The sequence below is a fragment of the Candidatus Kurthia intestinigallinarum genome, assembly GCF_003991225.1.
GTDB classification, from domain to species: Bacteria; Bacillota; Bacilli; order Bacillales_A; family Planococcaceae; genus Kurthia; species Kurthia populi.
Window position 1 is genome coordinate 164,954 of the sequence record NZ_JTFC01000042.1, and the last position, 19,233, is coordinate 184,186.

The 19,233-nt window shown below is 38.8% G+C and carries 20 protein-coding genes; 5 read left to right on the plus strand and 15 right to left on the minus strand.

The annotated features are described in order from the left end of the window. Nucleotides 1-2: 2 nt before the first annotated feature. Nucleotides 3-362 (plus strand): hypothetical protein, encoded by a 360-nt coding sequence (locus QI30_RS17330; protein WP_126991838.1) that lies wholly within the window; start codon nt 3-5, stop codon nt 360-362. Between the two features lie 136 nt (nt 363-498). On the opposite strand, the gene QI30_RS17335 is transcribed toward QI30_RS17330, so the two are convergent. From QI30_RS17335 to QI30_RS17350, 4 genes are read right to left on the minus strand one after another with little or no spacing between them, the layout of a single operon-like run. Next, nucleotides 499-1,194 (minus strand): ABC transporter permease, encoded by a 696-nt coding sequence (locus QI30_RS17335; RefSeq protein WP_126991839.1) that lies wholly within the window; start codon nt 1,192-1,194, stop codon nt 499-501. Nucleotides 1,195-1,196: 2 nt separating this feature from the next. Then, nucleotides 1,197-2,117 (minus strand): osmoprotectant ABC transporter substrate-binding protein, encoded by a 921-nt coding sequence (locus QI30_RS17340; protein WP_126991840.1) that lies wholly within the window; start codon nt 2,115-2,117, stop codon nt 1,197-1,199. 12 nt (nt 2,118-2,129) lie between these two features. Further along, nucleotides 2,130-2,765, minus strand: coding sequence for an ABC transporter permease (locus tag QI30_RS17345; protein ID WP_126991841.1), 636 nt, complete (start codon nt 2,763-2,765; stop codon nt 2,130-2,132). Nucleotides 2,766-2,777: 12 nt separating this feature from the next. Then, nucleotides 2,778-3,914: a betaine/proline/choline family ABC transporter ATP-binding protein gene (locus QI30_RS17350; RefSeq protein WP_126991842.1), complete on the minus strand. Its 1,137-nt coding sequence runs from the start codon at nt 3,912-3,914 to the stop codon at nt 2,778-2,780. Between the two features lie 280 nt (nt 3,915-4,194). Between QI30_RS17350 and QI30_RS17355 the strand changes: the two genes are divergently transcribed. Further along, nucleotides 4,195-4,842 (plus strand): HAD family hydrolase, encoded by a 648-nt coding sequence (locus tag QI30_RS17355; RefSeq protein ID WP_126991843.1) that lies wholly within the window; start codon nt 4,195-4,197, stop codon nt 4,840-4,842. A 38-nt stretch (nt 4,843-4,880) separates the two neighbouring features. Here the strand turns inward: QI30_RS17355 and QI30_RS17360 are convergent, their stop codons facing one another. From QI30_RS17360 to QI30_RS17375, 4 genes are all read right to left on the minus strand, one after another. Next, nucleotides 4,881-6,332: a M20 family peptidase gene (locus QI30_RS17360; RefSeq protein ID WP_126991844.1), complete on the minus strand. Its 1,452-nt coding sequence runs from the start codon at nt 6,330-6,332 to the stop codon at nt 4,881-4,883. 86 nt (nt 6,333-6,418) lie between these two features. Then, complete coding sequence (locus QI30_RS17365; protein ID WP_126991845.1) at nt 6,419-6,730, minus strand: DMT family transporter; 312 nt, start codon at nt 6,728-6,730, stop codon at nt 6,419-6,421. 1 nt (nt 6,731) lies between these two features. Then, entirely contained in the window at nt 6,732-7,058 is a 327-nt protein-coding gene (locus QI30_RS17370; RefSeq protein ID WP_126991846.1) for a DMT family transporter, read from the minus strand. A gap of 11 nt (nt 7,059-7,069) precedes the next feature. Further along, nucleotides 7,070-7,615 carry a TetR/AcrR family transcriptional regulator gene (locus QI30_RS17375; protein ID WP_126991847.1) on the minus strand — a complete coding sequence of 182 codons (546 nt, stop codon included), beginning with the start codon at nt 7,613-7,615 and terminating at the stop codon, nt 7,070-7,072. A 143-nt stretch (nt 7,616-7,758) separates the two neighbouring features. Here QI30_RS17375 and QI30_RS17380 point away from each other — a divergent pair, with 143 nt between their 5' ends. Both QI30_RS17380 and QI30_RS17385 read left to right on the plus strand, forming a co-directional pair. Beyond that, entirely contained in the window at nt 7,759-7,995 is a 237-nt protein-coding gene (locus QI30_RS17380) for a hypothetical protein (protein WP_126991848.1), read from the plus strand. A 288-nt stretch (nt 7,996-8,283) separates the two neighbouring features. After that, entirely contained in the window at nt 8,284-9,744 is a 1,461-nt protein-coding gene (locus tag QI30_RS17385; protein ID WP_126991849.1) for an alanine/glycine:cation symporter family protein, read from the plus strand. 136 nt (nt 9,745-9,880) lie between these two features. On the opposite strand, the gene QI30_RS17390 is transcribed toward QI30_RS17385, so the two are convergent. Both QI30_RS17390 and QI30_RS17395 read right to left on the minus strand, forming a co-directional pair. Continuing rightward, complete coding sequence (locus QI30_RS17390) at nt 9,881-10,972, minus strand: NADH-dependent flavin oxidoreductase (protein ID WP_126991850.1); 1,092 nt, start codon at nt 10,970-10,972, stop codon at nt 9,881-9,883. 177 nt (nt 10,973-11,149) lie between these two features. Further along, nucleotides 11,150-11,605 carry a hypothetical protein gene (locus QI30_RS17395; RefSeq protein WP_126991851.1) on the minus strand — a complete coding sequence of 152 codons (456 nt, stop codon included), beginning with the start codon at nt 11,603-11,605 and terminating at the stop codon, nt 11,150-11,152. A gap of 134 nt (nt 11,606-11,739) precedes the next feature. Between QI30_RS17395 and QI30_RS17400 the strand changes: the two genes are divergently transcribed. After that, complete coding sequence (locus tag QI30_RS17400) at nt 11,740-13,167, plus strand: helix-turn-helix domain-containing protein (protein ID WP_126991852.1); 1,428 nt, start codon at nt 11,740-11,742, stop codon at nt 13,165-13,167. 28 nt (nt 13,168-13,195) lie between these two features. Here QI30_RS17400 and QI30_RS17405 read toward each other — a convergent pair whose 3' ends face one another. The 5 genes from QI30_RS17405 to QI30_RS17425 all read right to left on the minus strand — a co-directional run bounded on the left by QI30_RS17405 (nt 13,196) and on the right by QI30_RS17425 (nt 19,045). Then, on the minus strand, nt 13,196-14,590 hold the full coding sequence (locus QI30_RS17405) for a hypothetical protein (protein WP_126991853.1): 1,395 nt from the start codon (nt 14,588-14,590) through the stop codon (nt 13,196-13,198). Between the two features lie 75 nt (nt 14,591-14,665). Continuing rightward, a complete protein-coding gene (locus tag QI30_RS17410) occupies nt 14,666-15,199 on the minus strand; it encodes a DeoR/GlpR family DNA-binding transcription regulator (RefSeq protein WP_126991854.1) in 534 nt (177 codons plus the stop codon). Further along, entirely contained in the window at nt 15,196-15,879 is a 684-nt protein-coding gene (locus tag QI30_RS17415) for a phosphopantothenoylcysteine decarboxylase (protein ID WP_126991855.1), read from the minus strand. The genes QI30_RS17410 and QI30_RS17415 overlap by 4 nt, the downstream gene beginning before the upstream one ends. A 143-nt stretch (nt 15,880-16,022) precedes the next feature. Continuing rightward, on the minus strand, nt 16,023-17,279 hold the full coding sequence (locus QI30_RS17420) for a dicarboxylate/amino acid:cation symporter (RefSeq protein ID WP_126991943.1): 1,257 nt from the start codon (nt 17,277-17,279) through the stop codon (nt 16,023-16,025). 377 nt (nt 17,280-17,656) lie between these two features. Beyond that, nucleotides 17,657-19,045: a polysaccharide pyruvyl transferase family protein gene (locus QI30_RS17425; protein ID WP_126991856.1), complete on the minus strand. Its 1,389-nt coding sequence runs from the start codon at nt 19,043-19,045 to the stop codon at nt 17,657-17,659. Between the last annotated feature and the right edge of the window lie 188 nt (nt 19,046-19,233).

The following is a 19,233-nucleotide window of genomic DNA, read 5'->3' on the forward strand; positions in this document are numbered from 1 at the left end:
AGATGCATTATCTTATCGCAACCGATCAAGGGGTTCAAATAATGTCGAAAGAAGGTCAGCTTGATTTTACATGGGCATTAGATCAGCTTGGCTTAGAGGAGCGCAAATTAGCGCCAGCTAGCTTAAATGATGTCGTACCAAATGTCGTACTATTTTGTGATGAAAACGCGCAATATGACCAAGAAGGCTTTTCATTCCGTATCGCTTCAGATGAAGATAAATTTTCAATGCGTATTTTCGGACCATTCATTGTAACAGCACTGAATAATGCAGCAACAGATTTTTATGGCTTATCAGATGAGCAATTAGGCATTTTACAAATGAAATTAACGATTCAGCCATTTGAGGAATTTAAAGGGTAAAAAAGAGGCTAGACATATATGTTCAAACAACCTCTTATATGAGCATAAGAAAAACCGGAATCGCACCATAGCGCGATTCCGGTTTTTCGTTGCGAATGCTAAAAAAAGAAAATAACGTGTTTTGTCCCAGCCTCTATTAATTCTCTAATGATTGTACTTCTGGTGTTGAAGCTTTTTTATGTCGCTTCACTGGATCTAATCGACGCTCAACAAAGCTTAAAATAATATCAGCAATGACCGCCATTAACGCGGTCGGTATCGCTCCTGCTAAAATAATCGCTGTACCGTTTGTTGCGTTCGTCCCGCGAATAATAATATCGCCAAGACCACCGGCACCAATGAATGCCCCGATGGCTACGACACCAATCGCCACAACAAGGGCGATGCGCAAACCACCGATAATAACAGACAAGGATAACGGTAACTCAATCATATAGAGCACTTGACTTCGCGTCATGCCCATGCCTTTACCCGCATCAATTAAATCTTGATTAATATTTGTAATGCCGGTATACGTATTTTTAATAATGGGTAGTAACGCATATAGGAATACGGCAACGATAACCGTCGGACGACCAAGTCCCATACCAAGCATTAAAATCGCGAGTAATGCGAGTGCTGGTATCGTTTGAATAATATTGGCGATTGTAATAATCGGTCCAGAGAGTTTGCCATACTTCGCAATTAACACGCCAATCGGAATACCAACAACTGCCGCAAGCAATACGCCGTAAATCGATGTTAAAAAGTGATTTAAAAATTGAAGTACTACATAGGAGCCGTTTTCAGAGAGGTAGTAAAAAAATTGCTCGAGTGTATTCATATCTGCCATTTTTACTCGCCTCCTTTATCGTCTTTAAAGTAATTATGCTCTTCTAAGAAGCGCTCAGCTACGATTGACGGCTCAATTAAATCATTATCCGCTTCATAGTTTAGCTTCTGCATTTGCTCTGTCGAAACTTTACCGATTAGGCGCTCAATTGCCGCCTTTACTTCCGGTTTTTTCTCTAGTAATTTATCTGTTGCCAGTGGACTCGCATCATATGGCGGGAAGAACTGTTTATCATCCTTTAACACGACTAAGTCATAGCTGCTAATACGACCATCTGTTGTATAGCCTAGGACCACATCCATTTTCCCTGCTTGTAGGGCATCATAGACAAGCCCAATCTGCATTGGATATACTTTTTTGAAGTCAAAACCATATGCCTGTGTAAAGCCCTTATAGCCGTCCCCTTCGCGGTTTATCCAAGAAGTATCTACCCCGGCTTGTAAATCTTTTGCGACCTTCCCTAAATCACTGACGGTTTTTAAATTATATTTATCTGCTGTTTCTTTTGTGACTAAAAAAGCATAGGTGTTTTCAAAGCCATACGAATCAAAGAATGTTTGATTAAAGCGTTCTTTCGTTAGCTTTTTAACCGTTGATAATGCTTTATCAGGGTCTGAAATGGGGTCCTCACCGAGTGCCCCTGTTAAATCCGTTCCTGTATAACGCGTTGCAGAAACATTCGCATCCCCGTTTAGCATTGCCTGGTGAAGTGTCGTACTCGTTCCTAAATTATTAATCATCTCTACTTCTTCATCTGTGTAATGTTCAATCATATCACGTAGCATATAGGCCATAATGGAGCTTTCTGTTGTAGAAACAGACGCAATCGTGACCTGATCTCCTGATTCAACAGCGTTTTGACTTGAGCATCCCGCTAAAACGAGTAGGATACTACAAGCTAAAAGTGATATAAGCTTTTTCATTATCCTTCCCCCTTATCGTTCGACACGCAAGCCTTTTGGTGTCACCCATTTTTCAACACGGCTTAAAATAAAATCAACAAGTAGTGCGAGTACGGTAACAAGGACAGCCCCTGCTACGATGTAGTCTGTTTGATATAAGTTTAAACCGTTAAAAATAAAGTCGCCTAATCCGCCAGCACCGATATAAGATGCGAGTGTTGCCCATGAAATGGCATAGACGGCTGATAGACGAATCCCTGCCATAATCACAGGAATCGCAAGCGGCAATTCGACCATATAAATCGTTTGCCAACGGGTCATACCCATACTTGTTCCCGCAGCGACTAAGTTTGAATTTACCGACCGCATACCTAAGTATGTATTATTTAAAATCGGTAATAGTACGTAAATAAATAATGCGATAATTGCAGGGACAACCCCCACGCCTAAAAATGGAATCATTAACGCTAAAATTGCGAGTGATGGTAATGTTTGCAGCACGCTTGTAATCGATAAAACGACTTTCGCGACCTTGTTCGTTTTTGATAACAAAATGCCAAGTGGTACTGCAACAACAATGCCGAGGCCCAGTGCAATTAGCGAAATGTAGAGATGTTCCCATGTTTTCGTTAGCATATCGCTACTATTAGCTTGAATAAATTCCATCATGGATAACGCCCCCTATTCTGCTTTTTCTGTTTCCTCATCGCCCCAAATTGTGTCATACACAATATCGACAATGTTTGCGCGGGTGACAAGCCCCACAAGATGTTTTTCATCATCAATTACTGGAATATTATTTAAATTACGACGTAAAATTCGACGTACAGTATCCTGAAGTTTGGTGCCCGTATGTACGGCATAAATATCTTTTGTCATCACATCAGACACCGTATCTGTCGAATTACGATTCGTTGTAATGGCCTCGACTGTAATCATGCCACGTAAATGTTCTTTTCCATCGACAACAAACAACGTATCAACACGACGTTTGACCATCATTAAAATCGCCTCATCAATGCTTTTCTCCATTGAAATCGTAATCGGCTTGATCATTACATCATCTACGAGTTTGGCACTTGGTTTGTTTTGAATCAGGCGATGTGAGCCGATAAATTCACGTACGAAGTCATTCGCTGGCGCGGCTAAAATATTATCTGGTGTATCAAACTGCACCATTTGCCCGTTATGCATAATGCAAATACGATCCGCAAGCTTAATGGCTTCATCCATATCATGTGTCACAAAAATAACCGTTTTGCCTAAACGCTGCTGTAAGTCCTTCATTAAATCTTGTAGGGTATCGCGTGTGATAGGATCTAGCGCACCAAACGGTTCATCCATTAAAATAATGTCTTGATTCGCAGCAAGTGCACGTAGTACCCCAATTCTTTGCTGCTGACCACCAGATAGCTGTGCAGGGTACATGTCTAAATAACTACGAGGAAGGTCAACAAGGTCGATTAATGTTTCGGCGCTTTGGTCCTTCTTCTCTTTTGACCATTTTAAAAGCTTTGGTACGAGGGTAATATTGTCGCGGATTGTCATATGTGGCATTAAGCCAATTTGTTGAATAACATACCCAATGGAGCGGCGTAGTGCCACCGGATTCTTCTTCATCAAATTTTCACCATTTAATGTGATAGTACCACTTGTTGGTTCAATCATTCGATTAATCATACGAAGGGCGGTCGTCTTCCCACTCCCACTCGTACCGATAAAGGCAATGAATTCACCCTTTTCCACTTCGATATTGAGGTCATCTACTGCCTTTTTGCCACCCCGATATACTTTTGATAAATGTTCTAATTTCAGCATATGCTTCTCCCCTTTCTACTGAAACCTATACCCTAAAAGTATCCAATTGTAACACAAAAGATAGAAAACACTCATCACCGAAACTAACAACACGCATAAAATGGACATAAATATCATTTTCTACTCGAAACCTTTCATAATTTTTTCTTTTACCAATCGACGATATTATTATTTTTAAAAAATTATTTAGCGCGTTGCGTACTAGCTGTTATGATGCTGTTCAACTTTTGCCTTTTTCGGGTAAAGAATAACGTACGTGACTTGAAAGGAGTGAGCTAGAATGGTCTTTATTTTTGATTTTGACGGTACATTAGCAGATTCACGTGAATGTAGTTTAATTGCGACACGTAAAGCCTATTTCGACTTAGACTTAACCGTGCCAAGTGATGAAACCATTATCTACTATATGGGCATTCCAATTGAAAAATCATTTCAAGCAATGGCAGCTGAACCACTCAATGACACAGATTTAGCTGAACTTATTACATTATTTCGCATTTTATATAAAGAATATGAACAAGAATATATCCATGTCTATGATGGGATTCCCGAAGTTTTAGCGACACTCTCCAAACTAGATGCATGCTATGTTGCGTCTAGTAAGCATAGTAATGCGTTATTACGCAACCTCACACTCATTGGCATTCGTGATTATTTTAGCGATGTGATTGGTGCCGATATGGTCGCAGAGCATAAGCCAAATCCAGAAAGTATTTTCCTACTACAGCAGCGGCATCACTTTCCGCTTGAAAGGGCGGTCATGATTGGGGATGCGACATTTGATTTGCAAATGGGAAAGGCGGCTGGTATTAAAACATGTGCGGTGACCTGGGGTAGCCATTCACAAGAAAGTTTATTAGCAGAAGAGCCTACCTATTTAATCAATAATGTCATGGATTTATTAACATTAAAAACGATGAATGGCTAAAAAAGGAGGTTACCTATACATGGTAGCCTCCTTATTACTTAGTTCATATTATTTTTAATTAAGGTTACATAGAAGGAAATCGCATCGATAAATGCTTGTTTTTCAATACGCTCATTTGTGCCATGCATTCGCTCTAAGCCATCTTTCTCCATCGCGATTGGTAAGAAGCGGTACGTATCATCGGCGACATCTTGATAGTGCTTGGCATCACTTCCTCCAATCATAATGTAAGGCGTAGTAACCGTATTGTCATGCGTCGCTAAAATAGCCTGTTGAATTTCTTTAAAGGCTGCATTATCTGTTTTAGACACACTTGATGCGACTTCGCCTTCTACATGGACTTGCACTTGGTTGTCATCAATAATTTTTTCGATTTCCTTTTTCAACGAATCCAATGTATCGCCAGGAATGACGCGCATATTAATTGTAGCCGTCGCTTTCTCTGGTAAAATATTTGTCTTATCTCCTGCAGTTAAAACGGTTGGGGCAATCGTTGTTCGTGTAACAGCCGCTGTAGCAGGTTTGTCGAGTAAAATGGATTTAATAATCGGCTTAAATAACCACTGATTCGCAAATACATATCGGTAACCAAAGGACATTTCTGGTGTCACATAGGTGAACATCTCTTTTGTAGGGCCCTGAATATCACTTGGAAATTGCGTTTCCTCAAGAGCTGAAATGGCATGTGCTAAACGGCCAAGTGTAGTAACATCCTTTGGTTGTGATGAATGGCCGCCGCTTCCCTCTACTGTGAGCGTTGCATTCGCACTGCCCTTCTCTGCAATTCCAATAACGCCAATCGACTCACTTACACCTGGCATCATATCCTCTACAATGACACCCCCCTCATCAAGCACATAACGCAGATGAATGCCTTCCTTCTCTAAGTACGCGACAATCTTTGCTGCACCTTCATCGCCACCAATTTCCTCATCATGACCAAAGAGTAAATAAAGGTCTTGTGCTGGCTTATGGCCTTCTGCTAACAGATGATTCACAGCTTCTAAAATACTAATAACCCCTACTTTATCATCTAATGTACCGCGCCCCCAAACGTACTTATCATCAATTATGCCGCTAAATGGTGGCTGTTCCCAGTTCTTTTCAGTTCCTTTTGCGACAGGCACAACATCATAATGCGCCATGAGCCCAATCGGTGCGTCACTACTTTGTCCCTTCCACTTAAATACGACACTGTAGTCATTAATGTGCTTTACATCCAGCTCATCATATACATGTGGATACGTTTTTTCTAAAAAAGATAAAAATTCATCATACGGCTTAAAATTGATTTTCGTACGATCATCGTATGAAATTGTTTGAAAGGTAATCGATTGCGATAAATGGTTAAGAGCCTTGTCCTCATCTATCGCTACAGCTACTTTTTTCACCTCAGGCTGCTTTGTCTTTTGTAAAATGGTTACTGTAATCGTCGCAATGAAAAAAACAACGACTACAGTTAAAATAATGAGGCCTATTTTTTTCCACATCTCGCACCACTCCTTTTCATTACTATAATTTGGAAAACGTTTTCATGCAATAAAAAAAGACCTGATACTAAATCAGGCCTTGTCATTTACGCGATTAATTTCAAGCCAATCACTGAGCCAAGAATAAGCGCGATACACGCTAGACGTAGCGCACTTTTAGACTCACCGTAGAAAAACATTCCAATCAAGGCAGCACCCACTGTACCAATCCCTGTCCAAATAGCGTAGCTCATGCCCATCGGAAGCGACATCATCGCATATTTTAAGAGCGAGAAACTGATGATAAAACCAATAATCATCACAAATAGGCCACGCTTATCACGACGCGCCAACATATTCATTCCATTTACACCGATTACTTCTGATAAACCTGCTACAATTAATGCGATCCAAGCCATGTTAAGCTGCCTCCTTTTCACCTGTGACAAGTTTTAAGCCAATAACACCTACTAATAATGTCGTAATAAATAAAATCTTCAACCAACTAAATGGCTCGTCTAAAAATAACATCCCAACAGCAACTGTGCCCGCTGTGCCGATACCCGTAAATACTGCATACACAGTCGCGACCGGTAAATGCGAAGTTGCCTTCATAATTAAATAGAAGGAAATGACGATTAAGCCGATAGTTCCCGCCCATTCTAAGACAGACTCTGATGCCTTTAAGCCAAATACCCATAAAATCTCTACAAGACCTGCTGCAAGTACATACATCCAGTTTTTCATTTTTTCTCCTCCTAAATGCCACGTTCAAAAATCGTATACGCGGCTTCTAGACGACGCGTTGCACGACTGGCATCACCATATAATAATTCAACAAACATACTATCTAAGATTGCCAAGTAAGCTTGCGCCATAACCGCTGGCGCTACTTCGTTTGTCACTACCTCCGACACCCTAAACATTTCCGTTACAAGTTCCTCTATAGCATCTAAATAGCGGTATACCCCATCCATCACTTCTGTGTACAAATGCTGTGGTGGAAAGAACATCATACGCAGCCAAAACTTCGTCGCATCATTTTCCTGATAACGTATAATATAACGCTCAAACAATTGCTTATAATCTGTTTGTGTTTCAATGACAGATTGGATAAAATTCATTTCCTGTGTAATGCACTCCTCACATACAGCTAAAAACAACGCATCCTTATTTTTAAAATGCGTATAAATCGATTGTTTTTTAATGCCTACTGTCTCCGCAATCATCGCCATTGAAGCCCCTTCATAGCCATGCTCTGCAAAATTACGTAATCCTGCATTCATAATATCTTGCTGTGTCATTTCATCATCTCCCTTACGAACGTTCGTCAGTTTATAGATTTATCATAGCACCTTCGATTATTTTTGTAAAGAAAGGGGCTTATTTTTTTAATTTCATTGCTCACTAGCGTATGATAAAGACGATAACGGAAGGAGGGTTTCTAATGGACCATCTTTATGCACTACTTCAAGATCTAGCACGCTTTAATCGGGATTATACAAAATGGGAAAATACATTAAATGACGCCCAAATGCATGAGGCCATTCAACAAGCAAAGCAACATCATTATGTAATTGGTATTTCAAGCATGTTGACGGATGGAAATTGTGAGGTTACATTTGGTGTCGGTGATGTAACGGTTACAGAAGCGGGCCATGCATTTTTAGAAAATTATGCATAAGTCTGACAGGAGCTACGAAAAAGTAGCTCTTTTTTTGATTTCATCCAATTAGTCATTTTTCTACAATATTCTTTTTCAAATAACAATTTATTTTGCAAAAAAAATATTTATTTGAAACAGGTGGTCTAAAATACTTCGTTTTCTCTTTAATATCAATGCTTTAGAGCACCTAATATATTGGATACTTTTACCTGGTTATTATTTTCATGCTAAAATTGTATTGAATGTTATGAATTGTCAGAATATAATAATATGCAGAAAGAATAATTTTATAAAAGAGGTGATGTTATGGAGGAAATGTTAACGACAGTCAATAACTGGCTTTGGAGCCCTGTCATGATTTACGGTATTTTAATTGTTGGTTTAATTTTTACGTTTATGACACGATTTATGCAGGTTCGCTTCTTCAAAGACATGTTCGTGCAATTGGCTAAAGGAGAAAAATCATCAGCTGGTGTTTCATCATTTGAAGCGATGGCAATGGCATTATCTGGCCGTATTGGTGTAGGTAATATCGCGGGTACCGCAACAGCAATCGCGTTCGGTGGCCCTGGGGCAATCTTCTGGATGTGGGTACTTGGCTTTATCGGTGCTGCAACAGCATATGTAGAGTCGACGCTTGCACAGATTTATAAAGAGGAGAAAAACGGTATTTATCGTGGTGGTCCTGCCTACTACATTCATAAATTTTCAGGCAAGAAGTGGTTAGGGATGGTTTTTGCAGTTGTTGGTGTACTAGCAATGGCGATTTTAATGCCTACTGTACAATCAAATTCAATTGCAGACGCAATGAATAATGCGTTTAATATTCCTGCCTGGGTGTCAGGTGTGTTCTTGGTTGTCTTTATTGGTATCATTATTGTTGGTGGCGTAAAACGTATCGCAACAGTTGCTTCAATTATCGTACCATTTATGGCAGGTGCCTATATTTTAATCGCACTTATTATTATCATTTTAAATGTTGATCAAATTCCAACTGTATTTGGTTTAATTTTCTCAAGTGCATTTGGTGCCAATGAAATGTTTGGCGGGATTCTTGGTGCTGCCATCGCATGGGGTGTAAAACGTGGTATTTATGCTAATGAGGCTGGTCAAGGTACTGGCCCTCACCACGCCGCTGCTGCAGAGGTATCTCACCCTGTTAAACAAGGTCTTGTACAAGCATTCTCAATCTACTTTGATACATTCTTAGTATGTACCGCAACAGCTTTCATTATTCTATTCACAGGTCAATACAATGTAGCCTATGAATCAGGTCCAAAAGCAGGCGAATTTATCGTTGAACATGTTCCTGGAATCGAAGCGGGTACGGCCTATACACAGGCAGCACTTGAGCACGCATTCCCTCTTGCAGGATTTGGTGCTGGTTTCGTTGCGATTGCATTATTCTTCTTTGCCTTCACAACAATCATGGCATACTACTATATTGCCGAAACAAACTTAGCGTACTTCCTAGAAGGTAAAAAATTAAAAATTGCGATTATCTTTATGCAATTAATTTTCTTAATCGGGCTATACTATGGTTCTGTAAAAACATCAACGGCTGCTTGGACGCTCGGGGATATCGGTCTTGGCCTAATGGTTTGGGTAAACGTTATCGCCTTACTATTCTTAGTGAAGCCAACATTAATTGCTTTAAAAGACTATGAACAACAGAAAAAAGAAGGTAAAGATCCTACATTTGATCCAATCAAACTTGGTATCAAAAACGCTGATTATTGGGTAAAGAAAAACGAAGAAAAGAAATAATATAAAAAAAGAGACTCGGCCAAAACACGTCATTCTCCTTTTTTAACGTTCGCAACGAAAAACCGGAACCGCGCCACCGCGCAATTCCGGTTTTTCTTATGCTTATATGAAAGTATGTCAAAGTTTCTTTTTATATTTATTTGACGCCCGGAACCCAGCCTTGACGTAATTTCATCATATCCATTAACGGTCCAGGAATGACATTATCACGCGTCATATCCATTTCCGTAATAACCTCTTCTCCTGCTGCAATTTTTTCAACCCAATGTGGCTCAATTAACAGCTCACGTCCAAGCGCTAGTAGCTCTGCGCCAGTCTCAATTGCTTGTTGTGCATCTTGTTTTGAATAAATAGAGCCTACACCGATAAACGGTACGCGACCACGAATGACACGATGCAGGATTTGAATACGATTTTCTTTTTCACCGCTATAACGACGCGCGTTCGCACGGAAATCACCTAGTGAAATATGCAAATAATCTAATCCCGCATCTGCTAAGCGATCTACTAATTGAATCGTCTCATCCATTGTAATCCCCTGCTCTTCAGGCTCTTCTGGACTAAAACGATATCCTACGATAAATTGTTTATCTGCATAGCGAGCCTTTACGCGATTCACTTCTGCTACAACCTCTAATGGGAAGCGCATACGTTTTTCAACAGAACCACCATACACATCGTTGCGCTGATTCGTAAAGCCTGAGAAAAATTGCTGTAATAAATACGTATTCGCACCATGAATCTCAACGCCGTCAAAGCCTGCTTCAATCGCGCGGCGTGTCGTTTCACCAAATGCTTGAATGATGTCGTGAATCTCATCAATTGTTAATGCACGCGCACTGCCACCATCTGCCGCTACTGTATCACTCGCGCTAACGACATCACCATTTGGTACTAATTCACGTACTGCTTGGCGTCCACCATGGTAAATTTGTAAAATCGCTTTTGAACCACCTTCGTGAATCGCTGAAGCTATTTTTGAAAGGCTGGGAATATAAGCATCCGTATGAGCCGCAATTTGTCCTGGGAAGCCTTTCCCATTTGCAATGACATATGTACAAGCTGTCACGACTGCCCCAACGCCATATGAGCGCTCCTTGTAATACGCAATTTCTTCATCTGAAACCGTATCATCTGCATTTGCAGAATAGGTTGTCATCGGTGCCATCACATAGCGATTACGTAATGTCACGCCGTTATTGAATGTAAATGGTGTTAAATAAGTCATTAATTCATCACTCCTTCCATATAAAAGTAAACTTATCGGTTTTCAAAGTCAAAGATTGTGCCTCATAAAAATATAGCGAAAAGAGAACGTCCACCGGCGGAGTGAACCCTCTCTTTTCGCTATAAATGATTATTTACAAACATATTTTATTTTATATAGACTAGCAAGTACTAAAAATTAGATTAAATGAGATGATTGGACCCATGCACTTGTATCACCTATTTTGCCTCGATGCCAAATATTATTTCCTACTTTTACGGTTTCAAGTGGTAAAAAAGCTTGCCCTTCAAAAATATGAAGTGCTGGATACAATTGATCCATGCGGCCACCATTGGGATGTGTATAACACATACCCGTTCCTGAAAAATGATAAATATGTTCAGAGTTTGGTAATTCGACATACGCTGAAAGCATCAAACTTTTCTCATTCATCCAACCAATTGGTTCACTAATCATCGTGCGCTGCAACGAAAAAAAACGATTTCCCTGATGTACTCGTTCTTCATATACGTAAAAACACTCTCCCATATAATCCTCTGATTGGTAACTGTTTTGACAAATAAGATCTTTCCAAATGGGCTCATTGGCTCTCTTTATCTTTGCGACATAAATTGGTTGCACGATTGCAATCACATTGTCCCCTCCTATTTGTTAAGAATTCTCTAAATTCTATATCCTATTACATTCTATTTTATAGTAAAATAAGAGTACTTTACTAAGTCAGCTTTTGTTCCTCAGTAAATAAAAAGTTGAAGGAGGTAGCCCAAATGTTTGGCATTTCGAAGGCAACATGGTTAAAAAAAGATCTTATTGAACTACTTGATAAGCAAGATGACTTTGTATCTAGCCAATTTTTAGCGAGTAAACTTACCTATGCTAGTGTAGAAACAATTAAAAAAATGTGCCGTGAACTTAAAGCTGAAGTTGAAGAAATTTATCAGCCTGATGAAGCAGAATTTATTATTCATAAGCATCATGGCATACGTTTTATTCGTCATACGATTCATACACAAAATTATGTTGATTATATTTACTCTAGAGAATTAGCATATGAAGTTTTTATGCAGACCTTTTTACATAAATCCATTGATACATATGATTTTTGTGAAGCTGTCCATATTAGCGAGTCGAAGTTGCGTCGAAAGATAAAAGAAATCAATGGTTATATGACTGTTTACGGACTCCATTTTTCATGTGGTTCTACCTTATCAGTTGAAGGACCTGAACATAAAATTCGTATACTCGGTACAATTTTTCTCTTCTCTTCTCATCGAACATTACCACTTATACCAAATTTAGAAAATGTTTCTTTTTATATAGAACGTACCTCAAAGATTTTTGATTATTTACAAATTCCTTATATACAAGAAAGCCTTCAAACCCTTTCCTTATCTATACTTCTAACAGAAAGACGCTTGTTCAATCATGTTGACTTGACCGAACAGGAGCAGCAACTATTTTATGCGGCTTCTATTCCTGCTCGTCCTCCTTTTTTAGAAAATTGGACAGATGATGATTGGCGCATTTTATTATTGGTCTATGATACGTTTGATATTATTAATTTAGAATCTGTCATTGACTATGCCCCGCTTTACCATCAATTTTCAAAAGAGACGGTCTCTTTGCAACTGTGGATTGAACAATTTGAAGCACAATTTCGCCCGTTAACTACTCACGAGCAACAGTTTGTCAGCGCTACACTTTATAAAAACTATATTGCAAGTCAGCTATTCCATATTGATTACTGGCTTGTTGCGACATTTAATTCAATCGACTTTGAACGGTTAGAAACGATTTTTCCATTATATATGGAACGTTTTAATACACTATGGGAAAGTTATTCTACCGCTATGGAAATGCGTGAATCTGACCATTTCCGTGCAGTACACTTAACATTGTGTAACGTTTTAATCCCAATAGATAGCTTTATTCCAACAATCCGAATTTATTTTTTCTGTGACTTCTCATTACTTTACCAACAATATGCAAAACAATTTTTACAAACGCATTTTAAAGGTCGATTTTTATTAGCGTTTGTTGATACTGTGGAAGAAGCAGATGTTAATATCATTTGTTCACGAATACAATTAAACAGTGCAAAACCAACCGTTTTTATTCGGTCTCAATTACCTGCAAATGATTTACTGCAAATCGAAAAATTGTTTGAAGAAAGCATAAATAAAAAACAACGCTAAATGGCGCTGTTTTTTTATTATATATAGACTAGCGAGTATTGATTAATTCATTATATGATAGTGTTTCATCAAAAATAATTTTTTCAATTTGCAAGGTATTGTCTTTTTTCACGAGCGCATAGCCCTTTTTCGGTTTGCTTCGTTGAACGGCTCGACGCATATCCTCAGACCACATCCGTTCAGGCACTAGAAAAGTATCTTCCGTATATCCTAATGGATTGTTTCCTAGTTTATAAAAAGCCAATTCTACATAAAATTCATTCGCTGAAATCGGCACTAAATGTTGAATAACCGGCAATGTCGCCTTCGGTACGTTTTTTAGCTTCGGTAAATAAATATACTGTTTAGATACAATTAAATCATGCGGTAATTTAGAATTTTTCAACGACACATTTTGCCACGTTACACTACGACCAAAGATTTCCTCCATTAAAGGGTCTAGTTCATTGCGGTTATAGCCAATATAGACAAAGCCCTCAATCGTTTTCACCGACTCTGCTATCTCTGTAAAATGAACGTCAAAAAAACGCAAAGCGCCATTGACAATATCACGCGCCGCATACTGTGATAGTTCTTTATCTGTCATATTAGCCAATGTCCGATTTTCATGGAACAATGATAATGCGGCTAACTTCGACATCAGCTCTTGCTGCTCTTCGGTCGAAATCGTTGCCACATTCGACTTCACCTGATATGTTTTTCCTGTCAACTGCTTATAAATAGTATCTAGTTTAGCGTTCGCTGCGTTAAACGGCACGGCCATTGATACAACACCTTGTTCATTTTTTAATAAAGTTTGTGTCACCTTATAAGATTTTACGAGCGCTTCATACTCTGCAAGCGTTGCCGGCTCATCTGTTACTAAATTTTTACTCGCCGCCGTTGGTTCATTTGAGCCAAGTGGTAATTCAATATGTATACCTTCATCTAGTATTAATTTTTGGTCACCTACATGCTGATACGTGCTTTTTAACTGCTTTAAGCCATCTTTTTCATAAGCAATTGTTGCTCCTAAAAAAACATGCTCATTATGCGTCACAAGCGAGCGCTGTGTCGTTTTTGTCACACGAATCATCTGACTATAAAGCTGTGTAACTTGCCCATCTACAAGTCCCCATATTTCCTCAAAATAGCCTGTTGGTGTTTTCGTCAAAAAATAAAGTTCTTCTTGCTTTGAATCATTTAAATTAAGTAAATCTGCATACATCACCCCCGACTGCTCTTCACTATCACGCACAAGTGGACGTCCACCCATTCGCTCCGTTACTTTGGTAGCGAGTAGTTGCTTTTCCTTATTTGACAAATGAAGCTGCGGTTCTTCTTTTTGTGTCTTTGTCGTCGGTGTAGCTGCTTTTTGCGGCTCTTCCTGCTGACATGCTCCTAATAAAAGCGCTGGTATCATAAGCCATGCAAATTTTTTCATATTTTTCACCTCCTTGAGTAGTATAGCGAATTTGGGGATGAAAAAACCATCGCTCGCTAAAACGATGGTTTTCTACTAGGCAATTATTATCCGATGTCCCGCTTCACTAAAGCGTTTCCTTACCTCTTCATCAACACCTGCATCTGTAATAATCGCTTCAAGCTCTTGAAGATCACATGTTTTTATTGTGACATCTTGCTCAAACTTCGAATGGTCACATAATACATACGTTTGTTTACTGTTTTTCATAATTTGACGTCTCGTTCGAATTTCATCGATATCATAATCAGACAGCCCATTTTCAAGTGAAATCCCACTGGTGCAAATAAAGGCTTTTTGAATATTTAAAGCATCAAATTGAAAAAGCATGTCATACGCCGTGATGGACTTTTCTGAATGACGCAATTTGCCGCCTATTAATAAAACATCTACTTCACTATCAACTAATTCATTGACGACGAGTAAAGAGTTCGTTACAACAGTGATCTGTTGACGCATCTTTATGTATTTTGCTAAAGGATGCGTCGTTGAGCCACTATCTAAAAAGATTGTGTCACCGTCTTCTATTACTCCTAGGAACGGTTTTGTTCCACTATCTCCCAGCCTCAATGATTCAAATGCGTTGCAAGCGTCGCCATAAGCCCTTTCGCAGCAGCTCGTTTGCCGGCAAAGATTTCATAGTCACCTTGTTCATTAATAATATAATGATCGACATCGGTCGTATATAATGAGCCGGACTGATTAGCGACCATAAACGAGGCTTTCGATGTGTCCATGCGTTTTTTTGCACGTGCTACAAGCTCCTCATTTGTCGCATCCTCTAGTTTAAAGCCGACAAGCGTGACATCTGCATTCCACGTTTTAATTTGCGGTAAAATTTTAGGTGCTTTTTTAAATTTAATGATTGGTGGTTCATCACTCGATAATTTTCCTGCTTCTAAAACCGGCTGCCCTTGTTGGTCTAAAATTTCATCTACAAGCCAGTCACTGCCCGCTGCGGCCATAATGACGGCATCAATTGATTGTGTCGTTACGAAATGCTTGATTTTTTCGCCTAAGTCTTCGATGCCCTCAAAAGTAATGAGCAATAAATTGTCATCATTCGTTGGCTTCTTCGCAAAATAGCCATTTAAATAAATAATTGTCGCACCAAGTTTCTGTGCTTCTTCTGCTAAATATGTACCCATCGTTCCTGTGGCCATATTTGTATGACCGCGTACTTTATCCCACTTTTCAAGTGTACCACCACTTGTTATTAAAATCGTTTTCCCCGTTAAATCCACTGCCATCATGCCACCTCATCGTTTCTATATTCCCTTTAAGTATACCCGAAAATTAGCTGTGACATGCTTTCATTTTCGTTAAGCTATCGTAAGTGTTCATTAACTAAAAAAAGCACTTCCAAAGACAACTGCTTTGAAAGTGCTGTGTATTATACTTGTGACGATGAATCTGCTACATCCTTGTCGTTAAATGTCACACCTTTGTTTTTTTCACTCTCTGTTACATACAATGCACATGTTAAATCACCTGTTGAGTTTGCCATCGTACGGGTCATATCAAGCAGACGGTCAACCCCAATAATAAGTGCAATCCCTTCAACTGGAAGGCCAACTGACTCTAATACCATTGCGAGCATAATTAAACCAGCGCCCGGCACAGCCGCCGTACCAATTGAAGCTAGCACCGCTGTTAGTACGACCATCGCCATTTGAGGTAATGTTAATTCAACACCAAATACTTGGGCAATAAAAATGGTCGCAACCCCTTGCATAATCGCGGTACCATCCATGTTAATCGTTGCGCCAAGTGGCTGTACAAAGCTACTGATCGACTTTGGTACACCAAGTTTCTTTTGTGCAATTTCCATTCCTACAGGTAATGTCGCACTACTACTTGATGTACTAAAGGCCACTGTTAATGCTGGAATATATGCTTTCCATACTTGTAGCGGATTGCGCTTTGCCAAAAGTTTGATTGCGCCTCCGTAAATTACAAAGAAGTGAACCGCAAGTGCAGCCAAAACCACTACCATATAAAGAAGCATAGCCTTTAATGCACTCCAGCCCTGTGAACCAACTGCTGAGGCAATTAAACCAAATGTACCAAATGGCGCTACTTTCATCACAAGCGTAACTAAAAACATCATAAGTTCATTCGCTTGCTCAAAGAAGCGCTGTACAGAGGCTGTTTTCTCGCCCAAAAAGCTAAGTCCTAACCCAATAAACAATGCGAAGAAAATAATTTGCAACATCGCGCCTGATGCCATCGCTTCGATTGGGTTTGCCGGAATAATACCAAGCAATGTTTCTGATGCAGGTGGCGCTTTTGTTGCCTCATAAGATAAGCCATCTGTTTTAAATGTACCAGCTTCACCTGGTTTAAAGATAAGCGCTAGTGTAATCCCGATAATAATCGCAATCGCTGTCGTTATCAGGAAAAAAATCATCGTCTTGGCGCCAATACGACCAAGCTTTTTGGGATCCCCAATATTCGCTACCCCTACCGAAATTGAGAAAAATACAAGTGGTACAATCAGCATTTTAATTAAGTTTAAGAAAATCGTACCAAGTGGTGAGAACAGGAAGCTGTCTAATTTTTCAAATAGTGCGGGTGATGTAATGTTTAAAATAATACCGACAATGGCACCAAGCACTAAAGCAATCAAAATCTGGACCGCTAAATTCATTTTTTTATTTTTCATTCCACATTTCCCCTTTCTCTTTTATTTTATTCTGAAAATTATAAAAAAGTAAAATGATATGTTCTTTTCGAATAGATATCATTCATTTTTTCTATAATTAAAATGAAAAGGTATGTGAATTGAAGCTATTTCACATCGATGAGACAACAAATAAGCGACTTTATTAGCTGAAATTAACATCTATTTTCTATAAAGTATCGTGAAAATCTACTCGCTAAATGCGTTATATTCTATTCATTTTAAACGCTACTTGCCATATTGAGTGCGTTTCACATGACAAATAATACGTTTTTTCACATAAAAAAACACCTTCAATTTTTTTGAAAGTGTTTTTTTACTAGTGTTTCAGTTTTAGAAGATGCTTATTTTTTCTTACTAAATAAATCAGCCGCTTTTAATGCTGTTCTAACTGCTTTACGGTCTAATGTACGTTTTTGGAAATCGACTTTCTTTTGAAGTGTTTTCACTTTTTTATCAAGACGATTTTTTTGAATGTTGAATTTACGTTCTTGCATTTTTTTCTCTTCTTCTACATATTTCATCCAACGTTTACTCTTATCATTTTGTGATAATGTGAAGAATGACGGAATCGCTTCACGTTTTGGCATAGCCGCTACTAATTCATCAAAGTAGACATGTGTTGGATTATTTGTTTCCTCATAAATATGTGGAATTTTATTTAAGTTTAAGAAGTGAATGTAGCGATCAAAGTTTTTCGGCGCTTGGCGAGAAACCGATTGGAAATCACTCTTCTCGATAACATCCCAGATGGATGTATCGTCCGTAATGTCTGGTCCATAGATGAAGTTCATATCATGATATTCAGCAAGTTCACGCATACGACCATCTTTTGGAATGATAATACTTGGTGTACCTGCTAAAATAGCAGCTACGTTCCCGTGAAGACGTGCACCAAAGCTTAAATCCGTTGTTTCTAAAAAGGCATGCCAGCTTGGAACATCTAAGAAGTAACGTACGCGGTCTTCTTGATAAACAGAATGCTCAACAGAATATGGGTAGTTTTTATCTGAGTTTGGTAAGTCAGGTCCGCCCAAATAAGACATACGCAATTCACGTAACCATTGTGGAATGAAGTAATGGTTGTCAAATTCACGCATACTACGCTCGATGAAATCAAGCACATTATCTGGTGATTTTGGTGAGTTATTTACAGAGATGATTGAATCTTTTGTAATGTTTGTATCACGAACGATTAATTCACGACCATTCATATACATTGAAGGACAGCCAATCACCATATGGTCTGTATCTTCTTTAAAGCCTAAACCTGTTAAGTAATCCGCTGTAATTTGGCCACGTACACCAACGATAGATGATTTATTTAACACCGCTTTTACAAAATTACGCACATCATCATCGAATGGATACGTTTGACCTGATTTTGGATCGAAATCAGTGCTTAAACCAACACCCACAACATAGACAGGAATTGTTAAGCGATTAATTAAATCCGTATACGCACGTAATTTTGGTGCGAATTTTTCACGGAATGCATCTGCTAATGGAATAATATAGCCATCATAATGCTTATTAATATAATCCGCTTGATTTGGATTAATTTTGTAGTAATCAGGTGTGATTTTTACGTCTTCTTTCATTAACGTACGGAAAATGCTATACGCATAAACTAAATTCCCCACATTACTCCCGATTGAATTGTTTGCAGCCATATATGCAGCATCAAAATTGTCTAGCGGCGAGACGCCAGCACGAATTAAATAGTTCTTCATAATATGTAACTTCCTCCTAAAATCTATACAAGTGTTCTCTTACTTCTATTATATTAATATACCCTCGCTCAGTTGTATTAAAACTCAATGACATTCATGTCAAATGTCATTGTTTCACAGTTAACATAGTAACATACTTGCATCGCAATGGTACAACAGAAACATTTTTGTAATACATAATATTATAT